Source organism: Amycolatopsis sp. cg9, assembly GCF_041346945.1.
Classification (GTDB): Bacteria; Actinomycetota; Actinomycetes; order Mycobacteriales; family Pseudonocardiaceae; genus Amycolatopsis.
Map to the genome: position 1 here is coordinate 1,254,920 of NZ_CP166850.1, position 15,496 is coordinate 1,270,415.

Annotated in this window: 11 protein-coding genes; 3 read left to right on the forward strand and 8 right to left on the reverse strand. The window is 73.9% G+C overall.

Annotated elements, in window-relative coordinates; translation table 11 throughout:
- The first annotated feature begins 110 nt into the window (after positions 1–110).
- Complete coding sequence (locus tag AB5J73_RS05560) at positions 111–1,250, forward strand: cell division protein DivIVA (protein WP_370968628.1); 1,140 nt, start codon at positions 111–113, stop codon at positions 1,248–1,250.
- Between the two features lie 97 nt (positions 1,251–1,347).
- Here AB5J73_RS05560 and AB5J73_RS05565 read toward each other — a convergent pair whose 3' ends face one another.
- The 4 genes from AB5J73_RS05565 to AB5J73_RS05580 are packed head-to-tail and all read right to left on the reverse strand — an operon-like array spanning position 1,348 to position 3,864.
- The gene (locus AB5J73_RS05565; RefSeq protein ID WP_370968629.1) at positions 1,348–2,673 is read right to left on the reverse strand and encodes an amidase; all 1,326 of its coding nucleotides are present in this window, start codon (positions 2,671–2,673) and stop codon (positions 1,348–1,350) included.
- A gap of 27 nt (positions 2,674–2,700) precedes the next feature.
- Positions 2,701–3,303 (reverse strand): LuxR C-terminal-related transcriptional regulator, encoded by a 603-nt coding sequence (locus AB5J73_RS05570; RefSeq protein WP_370968630.1) that lies wholly within the window; start codon positions 3,301–3,303, stop codon positions 2,701–2,703.
- A gap of 46 nt (positions 3,304–3,349) precedes the next feature.
- Positions 3,350–3,607: a WXG100 family type VII secretion target gene (locus AB5J73_RS05575; RefSeq protein ID WP_370968631.1), complete on the reverse strand. Its 258-nt coding sequence runs from the start codon at positions 3,605–3,607 to the stop codon at positions 3,350–3,352.
- Entirely contained in the window at positions 3,604–3,864 is a 261-nt protein-coding gene (locus AB5J73_RS05580) for a WXG100 family type VII secretion target (RefSeq protein ID WP_370968632.1), read from the reverse strand. Before AB5J73_RS05580 ends, AB5J73_RS05575 begins: the two co-directional genes overlap by 4 nt.
- Before the next feature lie 175 nt (positions 3,865–4,039).
- On the opposite strand from AB5J73_RS05580, the gene AB5J73_RS05585 reads away from it, so the two are divergent.
- Together AB5J73_RS05585 and AB5J73_RS05590 are read left to right on the forward strand one after the other, a co-directional pair.
- Positions 4,040–7,297, forward strand: a complete 3,258-nt coding sequence (locus AB5J73_RS05585) for a BTAD domain-containing putative transcriptional regulator (RefSeq protein WP_370968633.1) — start codon at positions 4,040–4,042, stop codon at positions 7,295–7,297.
- 224 nt (positions 7,298–7,521) lie between these two features.
- The gene (locus AB5J73_RS05590) at positions 7,522–11,145 is read left to right on the forward strand and encodes a BTAD domain-containing putative transcriptional regulator (RefSeq protein WP_370968634.1); all 3,624 of its coding nucleotides are present in this window, start codon (positions 7,522–7,524) and stop codon (positions 11,143–11,145) included.
- Here the strand turns inward: AB5J73_RS05590 and AB5J73_RS05595 are convergent.
- The 4 genes from AB5J73_RS05595 to AB5J73_RS05610 are packed head-to-tail and all read right to left on the reverse strand — an operon-like array spanning position 11,104 to position 15,489.
- Positions 11,104–12,510 carry a GH1 family beta-glucosidase gene (locus tag AB5J73_RS05595; RefSeq protein ID WP_370968635.1) on the reverse strand — a complete coding sequence of 469 codons (1,407 nt, stop codon included), beginning with the start codon at positions 12,508–12,510 and terminating at the stop codon, positions 11,104–11,106. The two genes, AB5J73_RS05590 and AB5J73_RS05595, sit on opposite strands and share 42 nt — an antisense overlap.
- Positions 12,507–13,331, reverse strand: coding sequence for a carbohydrate ABC transporter permease (locus AB5J73_RS05600; RefSeq protein ID WP_370968636.1), 825 nt, complete (start codon positions 13,329–13,331; stop codon positions 12,507–12,509). The genes AB5J73_RS05595 and AB5J73_RS05600 overlap by 4 nt, the downstream gene beginning before the upstream one ends.
- Complete coding sequence (locus AB5J73_RS05605; RefSeq protein WP_370968637.1) at positions 13,328–14,233, reverse strand: carbohydrate ABC transporter permease; 906 nt, start codon at positions 14,231–14,233, stop codon at positions 13,328–13,330. The genes AB5J73_RS05600 and AB5J73_RS05605 overlap by 4 nt, the downstream gene beginning before the upstream one ends.
- A complete protein-coding gene (locus tag AB5J73_RS05610; protein WP_370968638.1) occupies positions 14,233–15,489 on the reverse strand; it encodes an ABC transporter substrate-binding protein in 1,257 nt (418 codons plus the stop codon). Before AB5J73_RS05610 ends, AB5J73_RS05605 begins: the two co-directional genes overlap by 1 nt.
- Between the last annotated feature and the right edge of the window lie 7 nt (positions 15,490–15,496).

Here is a 15,496-nt window from a genome sequence, read left to right on the forward strand (position 1 = left end):
GTTTCCGGGGTGCGGCCGTTCCGGCGACGCGCCGCCGGAACGGCGACACGTGTTGGTGATTTGTTAAGCCGAAGGGCGTAAGCGGTCCGTGCCCAGGTACGGTCGGGCGCATGGTTCCTGAGCGCGACCCCGCCGCAACCGCCCTCAACGGCCTCCTCCCCCTCCGTCGTGAGTACACCCAGGCCTGGCACGGCTTCGACCGCAACGAAGTCCGGCAGTACCTCGACCACGTCGAGGCGCAGCTGCGCCGGGTGCTCAGCGAGCGCGACACCGCCGTGGCGCAGGCCGCGAACGCGACCCGCGAGGCGGAATCCGCCCGGCAGCAGGTCGCTTCGCTGGAAGCGCGCGTCGAGGAGCTCAAGAAACCACCGGAGCGGCTCGAGGACCTCGACGAACGGATGCAGCGGACGGTCACGCTCGCGCAGGCCCGCGCGGACGAGATCGTCAAGCGCGCCGAGGCCGCCGCGGAGAAGACGTGGGCGGGCTCGACCGAGGCGTCGACGAAGCTGCGTGAGCGGTACACGAAGCTGGTCGCGGAGCTGGACAAGCAGGCCGACCTGCTGCACTCCGAGCACGAGAACGCGCTGGCGGAGACGCGCGCCGAGGTGCAGCGGCTGACCGTCGAGGCGGCCCAGCGGCGGGAGCTGCTCGACAACGAGGCGGAGCGGAAGCGGCGGAAGCTCGAGCGCGAGTTCGAGGCGTCCCAGACGGCGCAGAAGACGGCGCTGGAGAAGCACATCGCCGACCAGCGCACGGCGAGCAAGAACCAGGCCGAGCGCCGCATCGCCGAGGCGACGGCGGAGGCCAAGCGGCGGCTCGACGAGGCGACGGCGGAAGCCAAGCGCCGCCTCGACGAGGCGACCACCCAGGCAGCCCAGCGCACGACGGTGGCGAACCGCAAGGTCGAGCGGCTGGCGGAGATCCGCGAGCAGGCCCGCAAGAGCCTGGCGATGGCGGAGGACATCCTCAACCGCAGCGAGACCCAGCTGGCGACCCTGCCGGAAGAAGCGGTGATCCCCCAGGCGTCCAAGCTGGTGGGCGGCGACCCGGAATCGGCCACGACGCCGTCCGCGCCGGTGGTCCCGGTGGTGCAGCCGCAGATCCCGGCGAAGCCCGCGGTGAAGGCGGCCCCGGCCGCCAAGCCCGCGCCCGTGGCGAAGCCGGGCAACTCGAACGGCCCGGCCACGAAGCCCGCGAACGGCAACGGCGCCAAGCCGCTCTCCCCGACGGCGAGCAAGCCCGGCTCCTGACGCTTCCCCAAGCGCCCCAATGTGGCGTTCGGTGCGTCTGACGCACCGAACGCCACATTGGGTGCGCTGGACGCAACCAACGCCACATTGGGGCGCTTTACTTGCGGGCGGTACGGGGCCAGGGGTTGGCCGCTTCCAGCTGGGCGGCCAGGCCCAGCAGGAGGGACTCGCCGCCGGGGCGGGTCACCAGCTGGACCGACGTCGGCAGGCCGGACACGACGGACCGGCCCACCGGGACCGTGATCGCCGGGTAGCCCGCGAAGTTCCACTGGCCGGTGAAGCCGGCCAAGCGCGTCGACGGCAGGACGTTCGTCAGCCACCGCTTCTCGTGCCAGCGGCCCGCCTTCACCGGCCAGTGCGACAGCGTCGGCGTCATCAGGACGTCGTGCTCCTCGAAGTACTCAGCCGCGCGCGAGAGCCAGTTCTGCCGCGTCCGCTCGCGGATCAGGCCCGCGCGCTCGACCAGCCGTCCCGCGCGGACGTGCGCGCGGGTCCGCCGCTGCAGCCGCGGGAAGTCGAACTCACGGGCCTGGGCGGCGGGGCCGGCCAGCCAGCGGGCCGTCATGCCCAGGACCATCGTCGCCGGGTAGCGCGGGGCCGACGACGTCAGCGCGTGCCCCGCCGCCGAGAGGTGGCCCGCCGCGGTCGAGACGGCCGCGACCAGCTCCTTCGGCACCGGCGTGTGCAGCAGCGGGACCGTCGTCGACGTCCCGATGCGCGCCGGGGCGGGCGAAGGCACCGAAGCCAGTGTGGGATCCGAAGCCAGCACCGAGAGCAGCACCGCCGTGTCGGCGACCGTCGTGGCCAGCGGGCCGTGCACCGACATGCCGAACCAGCCGCCCTCGGCCAGCAGGTCCGCGCCCGGCTTCAGGCCGACCAGGCCGCACATCGCGGCGGGCAGCCGGACCGAGCCCATGCCGTCGGTGCCGTGGGCCACCGGGACCAGGCCCGCCGCCACCGCCGCCGCGCTGCCGCCGGACGAGCCGCCCGAGGCGTACGTCGGCTCCCACGGGTTGCGGGCGATGCCGTCCGGGGTGTCGCTCATCGGCCAGATGCACAGCTCCGGCACGCGCGTCAGCCCGACGAGCACCGCGCCCGCGGCCCGCAGCCGCGCCGCGACCAGGCCGTCCGACGCGGCCCGCGAAGCCGGGCCCGCCAGCGAACCGTGCGACGCGAACTCACCCTCGATCTCGGTGACGTCCTTGACGGCGACGGGCACCCCGGCCAGCGGCAGCGACGCGAGGTCGGGCCGCGCGGCGACCTCAGCGGCTTCCTTCAGCGCCGCCTCGGCGCGCACCCGCCGGAAGGCGCCGACGACACCGTCCGCCGCGGCGATCCGGTCCAGCGCGTCCTGGGTCACCCGCACCGGGTCGAGGGTTCCGGCCCGGACGGAGGCCGCGATCTCCACTGCCGTCAGCACCATGATCGCGACCCTAGCCGACGGGAGGGCTCAGATGGCGCCCGCTCGCAGCGCGTAGGCGACGGCGTGCGCGCGGTTGTTGAGGCCGCAGCGGGTCATCAGGCCGTAGAGGACGTTCTTCACCGTCCGCTCGGAGTAGCACAGCTTCGCCGCGATCTCCTCGGTCCCGAAACCCTCGGCGACCAGCCGCAGGACGTCGCACTCGCGCGCGGCGAGCCCGGACAGCGTGAGCCCGTTCGGCTCCAGGACGTCCTTGCGCATCCGCTGGACCTGCGAGAGCAGCGCCCCCTGCAGCCGCGGCGGCAGGTTGGCCGTGCCGTCGCCCGCGGCGAGCACCGCCGTCACCAGCTCGGCGCCGCCCGTTTCGCGCCGCGGCAGGATCGCCACGACCCCGCACTCCAGCACCGACATCAGGTCGCTCTCGCGGAAGTGCTCGACGACCAGCACCACGTGGGACGCCTTGGCCGCGCGGATCTCGCCCAGCACGGTCTCGGTGACGTGCTCCTCCATCACCAGCAGGACGTCCGGGACCAGGTCGGTCACCCGGACGTCCGGATGGGACTCCAGCAGGCTCTCGGCGCCGGCGTGCGTGATCGGGTCCGAGGCGAGGACGGTCACTTCCACGGGCTTCATGGACGCAGTGTGGCGGGCGCGCCTTCACGCCTTCCCTATTCCGTCTTCACGCGCGTGAAGACGTCTCCAGCTCCCCGAACGCCGTCCGCGCCCGCTCCAGGCACCCCGGCATCCGCTCGGCGGCCCGCGCCCACTCGCGCTTGGCCCGCGCGTACTCCTCCTGCGCCGCTCCGGTCCAGCCGGCCAGCCCCGGCTCCACGTCCGCTTCAAGCTCGGCGAGCAGCTCGCCGAGCTCGCCGGCGATCGACCCCATCCGGTCGAGCACGAGACCGGCGAAGCTGAATTCGAGCTCCTGGCGCGTCACGGCACGCGCTGCCGCGGCACCGGGCCGCCGCCGGTCGTCTCGAGCAGGCGGTTCAGCCGCGAAAGGATCACGTCGAACTCCTGCTCCCAGTCGCTCATCGCCTGGCCGAAGCGCACCGCCGACTCGCCCCGCCACGACGCCTGCACCATCGCCATCTCGCTGTTGACGTCGCGGAGCCGGGCGCGGGCCGCTTCGATGGTGTGCGCGAAGCGGGCGGCGGCGCGCCGCATCTCGTCCGTCGGCGCGGCTGTGGCCATGCGGAACTCCTCTCGAGGCGTCCCGAGGGTGGCAAACACCGCGGCACCGGCGGAACCCCCGCCCCCGGCCGTTGCCCGAATGTCCGCCATCCTTGCCTGCCGGTTCACGACGGCCGCGTATGCTCACGTCAGGCATCCGGCGCGTGACGTTTCGTCAGCGCACGAAGGGAGACCGATGTCGGCTGCGGACGGCTCCGCACCGAGACTCCAGCTGCTCGGCCCGGTCAAGGCGTGGCACGGCGAAGTGGAGCTCGACCTCGGCTCCGCGCACCGGCGGACGGTCCTCGCCGCACTGGCGGTGAACCCGAACCGCACGGTCTCGCGCGAGGAGCTGATCGACGCCGTCTGGGGTGAAGCGCCGCCGCAGAGCGCGCAGGGCTCCATCTACACCTACGTCTCCGGCCTGCGGCGGGCGCTCGAACCCGGCCGCGCCAAGGGCGAAGGCCCGCAGCTGCTCGCGTCGATCGGGTCCGGCTACTCGCTGCGCCTCGACGCCGGCGCGATCGACGTCCACCGGTTCGAGGCCCTGCGCGAGCAGGCGCAGCGCAAGCAGTCGGCCGGTGATCTCCGCGGGGCTCGCGAGGCGCTCGAGGAAGCGCTCGGGCTCTGGCACGGCGTCCCGCTGTCCGGCCTGCCCGGGCCGTTCGCCGCGGCCCAGCGCGCGCGGCTCACCGAGGTGCGGCTCGCGACGGTCGAGCGGCGCGCCGAAGTCGTCCTGGAGTCGGGCGGGCACGCGGAGCTCGTCGCCGAGCTGACCGCGCTGACCCGCGAGCACCCGTTCCGCGAAACGCTGCGCGGGCTGCTGATGCGGGCCCTGGTCCGGGCCGACCGGCGGACCGAGGCGATCGCCGTGTACACCGACGTCCGCGACCGGCTCGTCGAGGCGTCCGGCACCGAGCCCGGCCCGGCGCTGCGGCGGCTGTACGACCAGCTGCGGGAAAAGCCCGCGGCCGCCCCGGAATCGAAGCCCGCGCCGCCCGCGCGCCCGGCCCGGCTCCCGGTCGCGGCGGTGCCCGAGCGCGCCGACCTCTTCCTCGGCCGGGAAGCCGAGCTGGCGCGGCTCCGCGAAGCCGTCGACGGGCTCGGCGCCGGGATCGGCCGGTCGGTGTGGCTCGAGGGCGAGCCCGGCAGCGGCCGGACGGCGCTGCTGGCCGAGGTGCTCGCCATGGTGCCGGACTTCCAGCCCGCCTTCGCCGCCGCGGACGCGCTCGACCAGCGGTTCGCCCTGCGGCCGTTGCTCGACGCGCTGGGCGTGCACCAGGGGGCCGCCGGGCACCGCGCCGTCCTGGCCGCCCGGCTCGCCGAGCAGCCGGGCGAAGATCCCGTCGACGGCCTGCTCGCGCTGGTCCGCGAGCTGTGCGCGGAAGCGCCGCTGGTGCTCGTGGTCGACGACCTGCACTGGGCCGACGACACCACCCTGCGCGTCTGGCGGTACCTGAGCCGGGAGACGCGGCAGCTGCCGCTGCTGCTCGTCGGCGCCTGCCGCCCGGTGCCACGACCGGCCGCGCTCGACGAGCTCCGAGCTGAGCTTGACAACGATGACACGACCGTCCTGGCGCTGCCGCCGCTGACCGACGGCGCCGCCCGGGAGCTGGCCACCGAGCTGGTCGGCGCGCCGCCCGGGCCGGGCCTGCAGCTGCTCGTGTCCTACGCGGCCGGAAACCCGCGCTACACCAGGGAAATCGTCGAGACGCTGCTGGCGCAGTCGATGATCGTGCTCGACGGCGTCCACGCGCACCTGGACGGCAACTCGTGCCAGAGCATCCCGGCGCCGCTGGGGTCGCGGATCACGCTGTACCTGAGCTTCCTCTCCAGCGGCACGCGCGACACGCTGCGCTGGGCCGCGATGCTGGGCCGCGAGTTCTCGCTGTCGGACATCGCCGTCGCCACCGAACGGCCGCCGACGGCGCTGGTCGGCGCGGTCGACGAAGCGATCGCCTCCGGGGTGCTCGTCGAGTCGGGCGACCGGCTGGCGTTCCGGCACCCGCTGGTGCGCCGGGTGCTCTACGAAAAGACGCCGGCGGCGATGCGCGTGGCGCTGCACCGGCAGCTGGCGGAGGCGTTCGCGGCGGCGGGGGCGCCCGCCGTCCGGGTCGCCGAGCAGCTCGCCGCCGCACCCGCGCAGGTCGACCCGTGGGTGACCACGTGGCTGCTCGACCACATCGGGACGGTCGCCACCGAGACCCCGCGGATCGCCGTGGACCTGCTGCGCCACGCCGTCACGCAGGGCACGCTGGCGCCGGACGCGCGCGAGACGCTGACCGCGACCCTGGCCCGGCTGCTGTTCTGGCTCGGCCGGGAGCCCGAGGCCGAGGCGCGGTCGGTCGTGGCGCGGACGAACGACAGCAGGCGCGCGGCCGAGATGCGCTGGATCCTGGCCTACGTCTACTACCGCCGCGGCGACTTCGCCGAGGCGACCGCCGAGCTGAAGCGGACCCTCGACGACACCGACGTCCCGGAGATGTGGCGCGGGCGGCACGAGTCCCTGCTGGCCACGTTGGAGCGCCTCGGCGAGGAAACGGCCTTGGCGCCCGCCGGGCTGCACCCGCTGGACGACGCGGCGCTGTCCGTGCCGAAGCTCGACAGCCTCGACGAGGCCGCGGAGCCGCTCGACGCCGCCCGCCGGATCGCCGCGACCCGCGCGGTGCCGGGCGAGATGCACCTGGCCGGCGCGGTGCACTACTACTGGCTGGGCCGCTGGCCCGAAGCGCTCGAAGAGCTGGACGCGGTGATCCGCGACGGTGCGGAAACGGCGTCGTACGTGCTGCGCAGCCCCGGGTCGGCACTGCTGGTGCACGGCGTCGGCGCCCTGATCGCCGGTCACCGCGGTGACCGGGACCAGGCCCGGACGCACCTCGACGCGGCCGACCGCCGGCAGTGGCCACCGGGCCTCGAGCCCGACGGCGGCGACTTCCTGCTCGCGGCCCGCGCGTTGCTGGCCGAGCAGGACGGCCGGCCGGAGGCGGCGCTGGCCGCGTTGCTGCCGCTGCTGGAGGAGAACTACCCGCCCGCGGCCCGCCACCAGTGGCTCCCGGACCTGGTCCGGCTCGCGGTGCGGCTCGGCGAACCGCAGCGCGCCCATCAGGCGCTGCGCCTGCTCGACGTCGACGGCGACGCCCCACCGGCCCACGCGGCGGCGGCCGCGCACTGCCGCGGCCTGGTGACCGGCGACCCCGAGCCGGTGCTCACCGCCGCCGGGCACTACCGCGCGGCCGGCCGGCTGCTCAAGCAGGCGAAGGCGACGGAGGACGCGGCGATCCTGCTGGCCGAGGCCGACCGGCTGGCCGAAGCGCGCACGGCGTTCCGCACCGCGCTGACGGCGTACACCGGGATGGGCGCGGTGTGGGACGTCCGGCGCGCGGAGGGCCGCATGCAGCCGTTCGGCATCCGCCGAGCCCACGCGGTCCGCTCCCGCGCCGTCGCCGGCGAGTGACCACCGCACCACCCGCACGCCCCCAATGTGGCGTTCGGTGCGCTCAACGCACCCAATGTGGCGTTCGGTGCGTCTGACGCACCCAACGCCACATTGGGGCGCTCGGGGCGCGCGCAACGCAGGTGGGGGTTGCCACGTCAGTAAGGTCACCGGTGTAGTCGTTACCGAGATGTCCCTGGGGGAACGGGGTCTGGGGCGCACGCCCCAGAGGGGACGGCAGTGGAATGCCAGGGGATGCGGACAGCGGCCTGCGGGTGGGTGTGCTCGGCCCGCTGCGGGCCTGGCGCGGGGCGGCCGAAATCGGCCTCGGCCCCGCGCGTCAGCGTGCCATCTTCGCCGTGCTCGCGGTCAACGCCGGGCGGCCGGTCCCCCGCGCCGAGCTGATCGCCGGCGTCTGGGGCGACGCCGCACCCGCGAGCGTCGAGGGCAGCGTCCACACCTACGTCTCCGGGTTGCGCCGCGCGCTCGAACCGGACCGCTCGCGCTGGTCGGCGGCCAGTGTCCTGGTGTCGGATCCGGCCGGGTACTCGCTGCTGCTCGCCGAAGACGCGCTGGACGCCGCCGTGTTCGAACGGCACCGCGAGCACGCCCGGCGCCACTTCGACGGGGGCGATCCGCGGGCCGCCGTCGAAGAACTCGACGCCGCCCTCGCGCTCTGGCAGGGTGAAGCGCTTTCCGGCGTGCCGGGCGGGTTCGCCGAGCGGCACCGCGAATACCTCGCCGAGCTGCGGCTGAACACCCTCGAACGACGGGCCGAAGCGGTGCTGGCCCTCGGCGGGCACCTCGACCTCGCGCCGGAGCTGGCCGTGCTGGCCGGCGAGCACCCGCTGCGGGAATCCCTGCGCGAGTCGCTCATGCTCGCCCTCTACCGCAGCGGGCGGCACGCCGACGCGCTCGACGTCTTCCGCGACGCCCGCGCCACGCTCGTCGAGGAGCTCGGCGTCGAGCCCGGTCCGGCGCTGCAGCGGCTGCACCAGCGGATCCTCGCCCAGGACCCCGGGCTCGACGCGCCCACGGCGCCGATCGTCGTCACCGGGCACCGGCTGTTCGGCCGGGAAGCCGAAACCAAGACCCTCGCCGAGCTCGTCGCCGGCGTCCGCGCCGGCCGCGGGCGAGCCGTCTGGATCGAAGGCGAAGCGGGCATCGGCAAGTCCGAGCTGCTCGCCGGCTCGCTGCCGGACGGCCCCGGCTACCAGCGGCTTTCCGCCGCCGCGGACGAGCTGAGCACCCGGTTCCCGCTGCAGGTCATCCTGGAGTGCCTGGCGATCGACGTGCATTCGGCCGACCCGCGGCGCGCGCGGGTGGCGCAGGAGCTCGCCGGCGAAGGCCCGGTGCGGCGCAGCTGGGGCCCGGCCGACCCGGTGCTCGGCGCCGTCGACCGGCTGCTGGCCCTGGTCGACGAGCTCTGCGCGCACTCGCCGCAGGTGCTGGTGATCGACGACCTCCAGTGGGCGGACGAGGCGTCCGTGCTGGTCTGGCACCGGCTCTGCGCGGCGACCCGGCAGCTGCCGCTGCTGCTGGTGGCCGCGACCCGCCCGGCACCGGACCGCGCCGAGCTCGCCCAGCTGCGCCGCGGGGTCCAGGCGCGCGACGGCGTCGTCCTCGACCTCGCGCCGCTGACCGGCGAAGACGTCGGCAGGCTGATCGAGGACCGGATCGGGGCACCGCCCGGGCCGGGGCTGCGCGAGCTGGCCGCTCGTGGCGCCGGGAACCCGTTGTACGTCAAGGAGATGGTCGACGTCCTGCTGCGCGCCGGCGCGGTCGAGGTGAGCGGGGGCGAGGCCGACGTCGACGACCCGGCCGAGTTCGAGGCGCCGAGTTCGCTGGTCGCCGCGGTCGACCGGCGGCTGGACTTCCTCACCGCGCGGACGCAGGAAGTGCTGCGCTGGGGTGCGTTGCTGGGCATGGAGTTCGCGGTCGGGGACGTCGCCGCGGTGCTCGGCAGCCGGCCGTCGGACCTGCTGGAGCCGCTCGAAGAAGCCGTCGCGGCGAACGTCCTCATCGACACCGGGACGCAGCTCGCGTTCCGCCACCCGTTGCTGCGTCAGGCGCTCTACGACCGGTTGCCCGCCGCGACGCGGGCGGCGCTGCACCGGCAGGCGGCCGAGGCGCTCGCCGGGATCGGCGCGCCGGTGAAGCGGGTCGCCGAACAGCTGGTGGCCGCACCGGCCACAGTGGACGAATGGGTGCTGGACTGGCTGGCCGGGCACCACGCCGCCGTCTCCAACCGGGCGCCGCTGATCGCCGTCGAGCTGCTGGAACGGGCGCTGGCCGCCGGGGCCGGTCCGCGCCGGGAGGTGCTGCTCGTCGCGCTGGTCAAAGTGCTGTTCCGGCTGGAGCGCAGCCCGGAAACCCAAGCGCAGCAGGCCATCGAGGTCGCCACCGACCCGGACGCCGTCGAGGAGATGCGGCACATCGCCGCGGCGTTGCGGCACCGCCGTGGCGACACCGAAGGCGCGGTCGCCACACTGGCCGGCGTGGTCGACGACCCCGCCGTGCCCGAGATCTGGCGGGTCAAGCACCGGCAGCTGCTGGCCAACTTCCGCCGCGGCGATCTGTCCGATTTGGACGCCGCGGAAAAGGCGGCGCGCGAGACGAAGGCGCTCGCCGGCGGCGACCGGTACGTGACCGCGCACGCGCTGCAGACGTTGTGGCTGCTCGATTCGGTGCGCCGCGAGCACGACCGCGCGCTCGGCCACGTCGACGCGGCGATCGAGGCCGTCGGCGACGAGCACGAGCTGGCCGACCTGCACCTCGACCTGCTCGACAACCGCGTCTTCACGCTGCAGAACCTCGACCGCCTGGCCGAGGCGGGCGACGCCCTGCGCGCGGCGGGGGAAGTCGCGGCGCGGCACGCGCTGCCGGTCGGGCTGCAGGTGTCCGCGGCGGTGCACCGGTACTGGGAAGGCCGCTGGGACGAGGCGCTGGTCGAGCTGGACACGGTCATCGAGGACGGCCCGGCGATCACGTTCTACGGCCTGCGCGAGCCCGGCCCGGCCGCGCTGCTGCTGCACGGCGTCGCGGCGCTGATCGCGGGCCGCCGCGACGACCGGGCCCAGGCCGCGGCCCACCTCGACGCGGCGGAGGAGTACGCCCCGGCCACCGGCGCCGAGCGCGAGAGCTTCGACTTCCTGCTGGTCGCCGACGCCCTCGCGGCCGAACAGCGCGGCGACCGGGTCCGCGCGCTGACCGTCCTCGAGCCGATCCTGAACCCGACGTACGCGGCGATGATGCTGCGGCACCAGTGGCTGCCCGCGTTCGTGCGGCTGGCGATGGAACAGGACGACCCCGTCCGCGCCCGCCGCGCGCTCGACGTCTGCGAGGAAGAGGCGGCGAAGGAACGGCGGCCGGCCCGGGCGCACGCGGCGGCTTCGTGGTGCCGCGGGCTGATCGAGGAGGACCCGGCCGCGGTGCTGGCCACGGCGGAGCACTTCCGCGCGGTCGGCCGCCGCCCGGAACTGGCGACGGCGCTGGAGGACGCGGCCGTGCTGCTGGCCCGCGCGGGACGGCTGGACGCGGCGCACGCGGCGTTCGAGGAGGCCGCCGAGCTGTACACGGCGTTGTCCGCGCGCTGGGACCTGCGGCGCGCGGAAACCCGCCTGCGCCGCCTCGGGGTCCGGCGCGGCGCGCTGTTCTCGCCGATCCGGCCCGGGCACGGCTGGGACTCGCTCACGCCGATCGAGGTCCGCATCGCCGGCCTGGTCGCCGAAGGCCGGTCCAACCCGGACATCGCGGCCGAGCTGTCCCTGCCGCGGCGGACGGTCCAGGCGCACGTGGCCCGGCTCCTCGGGAAACTGGAGACGCCGTCACGCTCCGGTGTCGCCGATGCCGTCCGGCGGCGCACCTAGCGCGTTGGCCTTCGCGACCCGGCCGAGGAACCGGCCGGAGTCCTTGACGGTCCGCCGCTGGGTGTCGAAGTCGACGTGCACCAGGCCGAAGCGCTGCGAGTACCCCATCGCCCACTCGAAGTTGTCGAGCAGCGACCAGGCGAAGTACCCGCGGACGTCGGCGCCGCCGCGGACGGCGTCGCGCACCGCCGCCAGGTGCTCGGCGAAGTAGCGGACGCGGTCGTCGTCGTGGACCCGGCCGTCGACCACTTCGTCCACAAAGGACGCACCGTTCTCGGCGACGACCAGTGGCAGCCCGCCGGACCGGTCGTGGATCCACGACAGCAGCTCGGTCAGCGTGCCCGGCGACTGCTCCCAGCCGAACGCCGTCAGCGGCGGCGGCGCGGGCAGCACGTCCAGGCCGCGCAAGCCGGGCAGCGGGCAGTTGCCCGGGCTCAGCGGGTCTTCGAGCGGGGTGACGCGCGCGGGGGCGTAGTAGTTCACGCCCAGCCAGTCGATCGCCGCCGCGATGACGTCGGTGTCGCCGTCGCGCACGGCCGCGGCGAACCGGCCGCCGTGGTGCTCGACGTCCGCCCGGACGTCTTCGGGATATCCCTTGCCCAGCAAGGGGTCCAGGAAGAACCGGTTGTGGATGCCGTCGAACTTCCGGGCCGCTTCGCGGTGGGCCGGGGTGTCGCCGTCCGCGATCGCCGGGGCGAAGTTCAGCGCCAGCGAGAACTCGTGGCCGGGCCGCGCCTGCTCGGTGAGCGCGCGCGTCGCCAAGCCGTGCCCGAGAAGCAGGTGGTGCGCCGCGACCAACGCGGTGTCGTGGTCCTGGACGCCCGGCGCGTGCACCCCGCTGCCGTAGCCGAGGAAGGCCGCGCAGAACGGCTCGTTGACCGTCGTCCACTGGTTCACGCGGTCGCCGAGCGCGTCGTGCACGACCACCGCGTAGTCGGCGAACCGCTGAGCGGTGTCGCGTTCCGGCCAGCCGCCGTCGTCTTCCAGCGCCTGCGGCAGGTCCCAGTGGTAGAGCGTCAGCACCGGGACGACGTCGCGGCTCAGCAGCTCGTCGACCAGCCGGTCGTAGAAGGCGAGGCCGGCCGCCGACTTCGTCCGCCCGTCCGGCATCACGCGCGGCCAGGCGACCGAGAAGCGGTAGGCGTTCAGGCCGAGATCCGCCAGCAGGCCGACGTCTTCGGGGTAGCGGTGGTAGTGGTCGCAGGCGACGTCGCCGGTCGCGCCGCCGAGCACCTTGCCGTCCACGGCCGCGAACGTGTCCCAAATGGACGGCCCGCGGCCGCCTTCGCCGACGCCGCCTTCCACCTGGTACGACGCGGTCGCCGCGCCCCACAGGAACCCCGGGGGGAATTCGGGTCCGGTCACACTGGCGCCCCTTTCAGGATTCCCTTGACGATGTAGCGCCCCAGCAGCAGGAACAACGCGATGACGGGCACCACGCCGACGGTCGCGCCGGTGAGCATCAGCGCGTAGTCGGTGTAGTAACCGCTCGCCAGCCGCGACAGGGCCACTTGCACGGTCGGCGTTTCGTTGGGGTCGAGTACCACGAGCGGCCAGAAGTAGTCGTTCCACGTGGCCATGAAGGTGAGCATCGCGAGCACCGCGGCCGGCGTGCGCAACGCGGGCACGGCGACGTGCCAGTAGGTGCGCAGGATCGAGCAGCCGTCGACGGTGGCGGCGTCGACGAGGTCGGCGCTGATGGCGTTCTCGCAGGCCTGGCGCATCCAGAACACGCTGAAGGCGCTGACCAGCGCGGGCACGATCACCGCTTCCAGGCGCCCGTACCAGCCGAGGTCGCCGACGACGAGGTACAGCGGGATGACGCCGAGCTGCGCCGGCACCATCGCCGAGCCGACGACCAGCAGGAACAGCGTGTTGCGGCCGCGGAAACGCAGGCGCGCGAAGGCGAACCCGGCGAGGCTCGCCAGCACGACGTTGGCCGCCATGACGGTGCCCGCGACGATCAGCGAGTTCCCGATGGCGAGCCAGAAGTCGACGGTGTCGAAGACGCGGCGCACGTTCTCGACGAGGTGCCCGCCCGGCACCAGCACCGGCGCCGCTTCCCCGATCGCCGAGTTGTCGCGCGTGGCCACGACGAACGACCAGTACAGCGGGAAGACGGACGCGCCGAGCACGCCGGTCAGCACCGCGTACACCCAGCCGCCCGGGCGGCGCCGCGCGGTCACGCCGCCCTCACGAACCGGCGCACCAGCCGGTAGTTGACCAGCGCGAACAGCGCGCAGACCACGAACATCACCCACGTCAGCGCCGCCGCGTAGCCCGCGTTGAACTGCGTGAAGCCCTTCTCGTACAAGTACATGACGAGCGTCTGGAACTGGCGGTCGTTGCCACCGGTGGCACCGGACCCGCCGGCGTCGAACAGCTGCGGCTCGGCGAAGAGCTGGAGGCCGTTGACCGTGCCGGCGACGGCGGTGAACGCGATCGCGGGCCGGATGCCGGGCACGGTGATCGACCAGAACGTCCGCCACCGCGAAGCGCCGTCGAGCTCCGCGGCTTCGTAGAGGTCGTTCGGGACGGCCTGCATCGCGGCCAGGTAGATCAGCGCGTTGTAACCGGTCCAGCGCCAGAGCACCATGCTCGCGACGGCGAGGTGCGACGTCCAGGTCGTCGCCTGCCAGTTGACCGGCGCGATGCCGACCCAGCCGAGCACTTCGTTGACGACGCCGTAGTCGCGGCTGAACAGCTGCCCGAACACCAGGCCGATCGCGACCACGGAGACGACGTTCGGCAGCAGGATCCCGGTGCGCCACCAGGTAGCGGCGCGCAGCGGCCGGTCGAGCAGCGCCGCGATGCCCAGTGCCAGCAGGAATTCCGGGACCGCGGCCAGCAGGAAGATGCTCACGGTGTTGGCGAGCGCGTTGTAGAAGTGCGGGTCGGCCAGCAGCTCGCCGTAGTTGGCGAGGCCGAGCCGGCCCTGGCCGCCTTCGAGGAGGTTCCAGTCGTGCAGCGAAACCCACGCCGTGTAGAGCAGCGGGTACGCGCCGAAAACCGCGAACAGCCCGAAGAACGGCGCGACGAGCAGCAGCGGCGTGACCTTGCGGTCGAAGCGGGCGAGCCGGTGACGCACTACTTCAGCAGGGCTCGGGCTTGCTGGACGGCTTGCGCCCAGGCCTGGTCGACGGTCTGGGTCCCGTCCTCGATCCGCCCGAGCGCGCGGCCGAACTCCGGCCGCACGTCGGCGTCGTGCAGCCCCCGGTAGTTCGGCCGCAGCTGGTCGGCCGAAGCCGCGAAGATGCGCCCGATCGGCGCGTCCCCGAAGTACGGATCGGTGTGCGCGATGACCTGCGGGTCCTCGTAGACGGCCGGTTCGCTGGGCAGGATGCCGTCGGAGAGGAAGAGCTTCTTCTGCTGCTCCGGCGCGGTCAGCCAGCGGGCGAGCTCGTAGGCCTCCTTCTGGTGCGCGCCCTGCTTGGGCACGGTCAGGAACGAGCCGCCCTGGTTGCCGCTCTTGCCGGGCACGGTCGTGACGTCCCACTTGCCCTTGTTGGTGTCCCCGCCGGCTTCCTTGATCTGGCTGAGCATCCACGCCGGGCACGCGACAGTGGCGAACGAACCCTGCTTGATCGCGACGTTCCACGCCTGCGTGAACGTGGTCGCCGCCGCCGTCTGCCCCTTCGCGGCGATCCCGCCGGACAGGTCGAACGCGGTGCGGACGCTGGGATTGGTATCGGCGATGAAGGAGTCGTCCCGTTGGGAGAAGTAGTTCTCCGGCGACTGGTTGAGCATCGCCGTGTAGACGGTGCCCGCGGAGTCCGCGAACTTCACGCCGGGCGTCTTCTGCGTGAAGCGGTCGGCCGCGGCGGCGTAGGCGGGCCAGTCGGGGATCAGCTTCGCGACCTCTTCGCGGTCGGTCGGCAGGCCCGCGGCCTGGAAGAGGTCGCGCCGGTAGCAGAGGGCGAGGCTGCCCATGTCGGTGCCGAGCCCGAGCACGAAGTCCCCGTCGGTGCCCTGCGCCCACTTCCACGGCGCCCACTGGTGTTCGAGGTCGCGGGCCCCGAAGGACGCGAGGTCGGCGAACTTGTCCTTCGCCTTCCGGTACTGCGGGATGTACTGCTCCTCGATCGCGACGACGTCGGCGGCACCGCGGCCGGTGGCGAGCTGCGTCGCCAGGCCCTTGTGGTGGGTGTCGAAGTCGGTGACGCGGTTCTGCACCGTGATGTCCGGGTGCAGCTTCTGGTACTCCGCGATCAGCGGCGCGTAGCCGAACTCGCCGAAGGTGGCGATCGTGAGCTTCGTCGGGCCACCGGAGTCGGCGGGACTGCAGGCGGCGAGCAGGGTGAGCGCGGCGACCGCGGCGGCGGTCCGGCGGACGGTCGTGGGCACGGGCTCC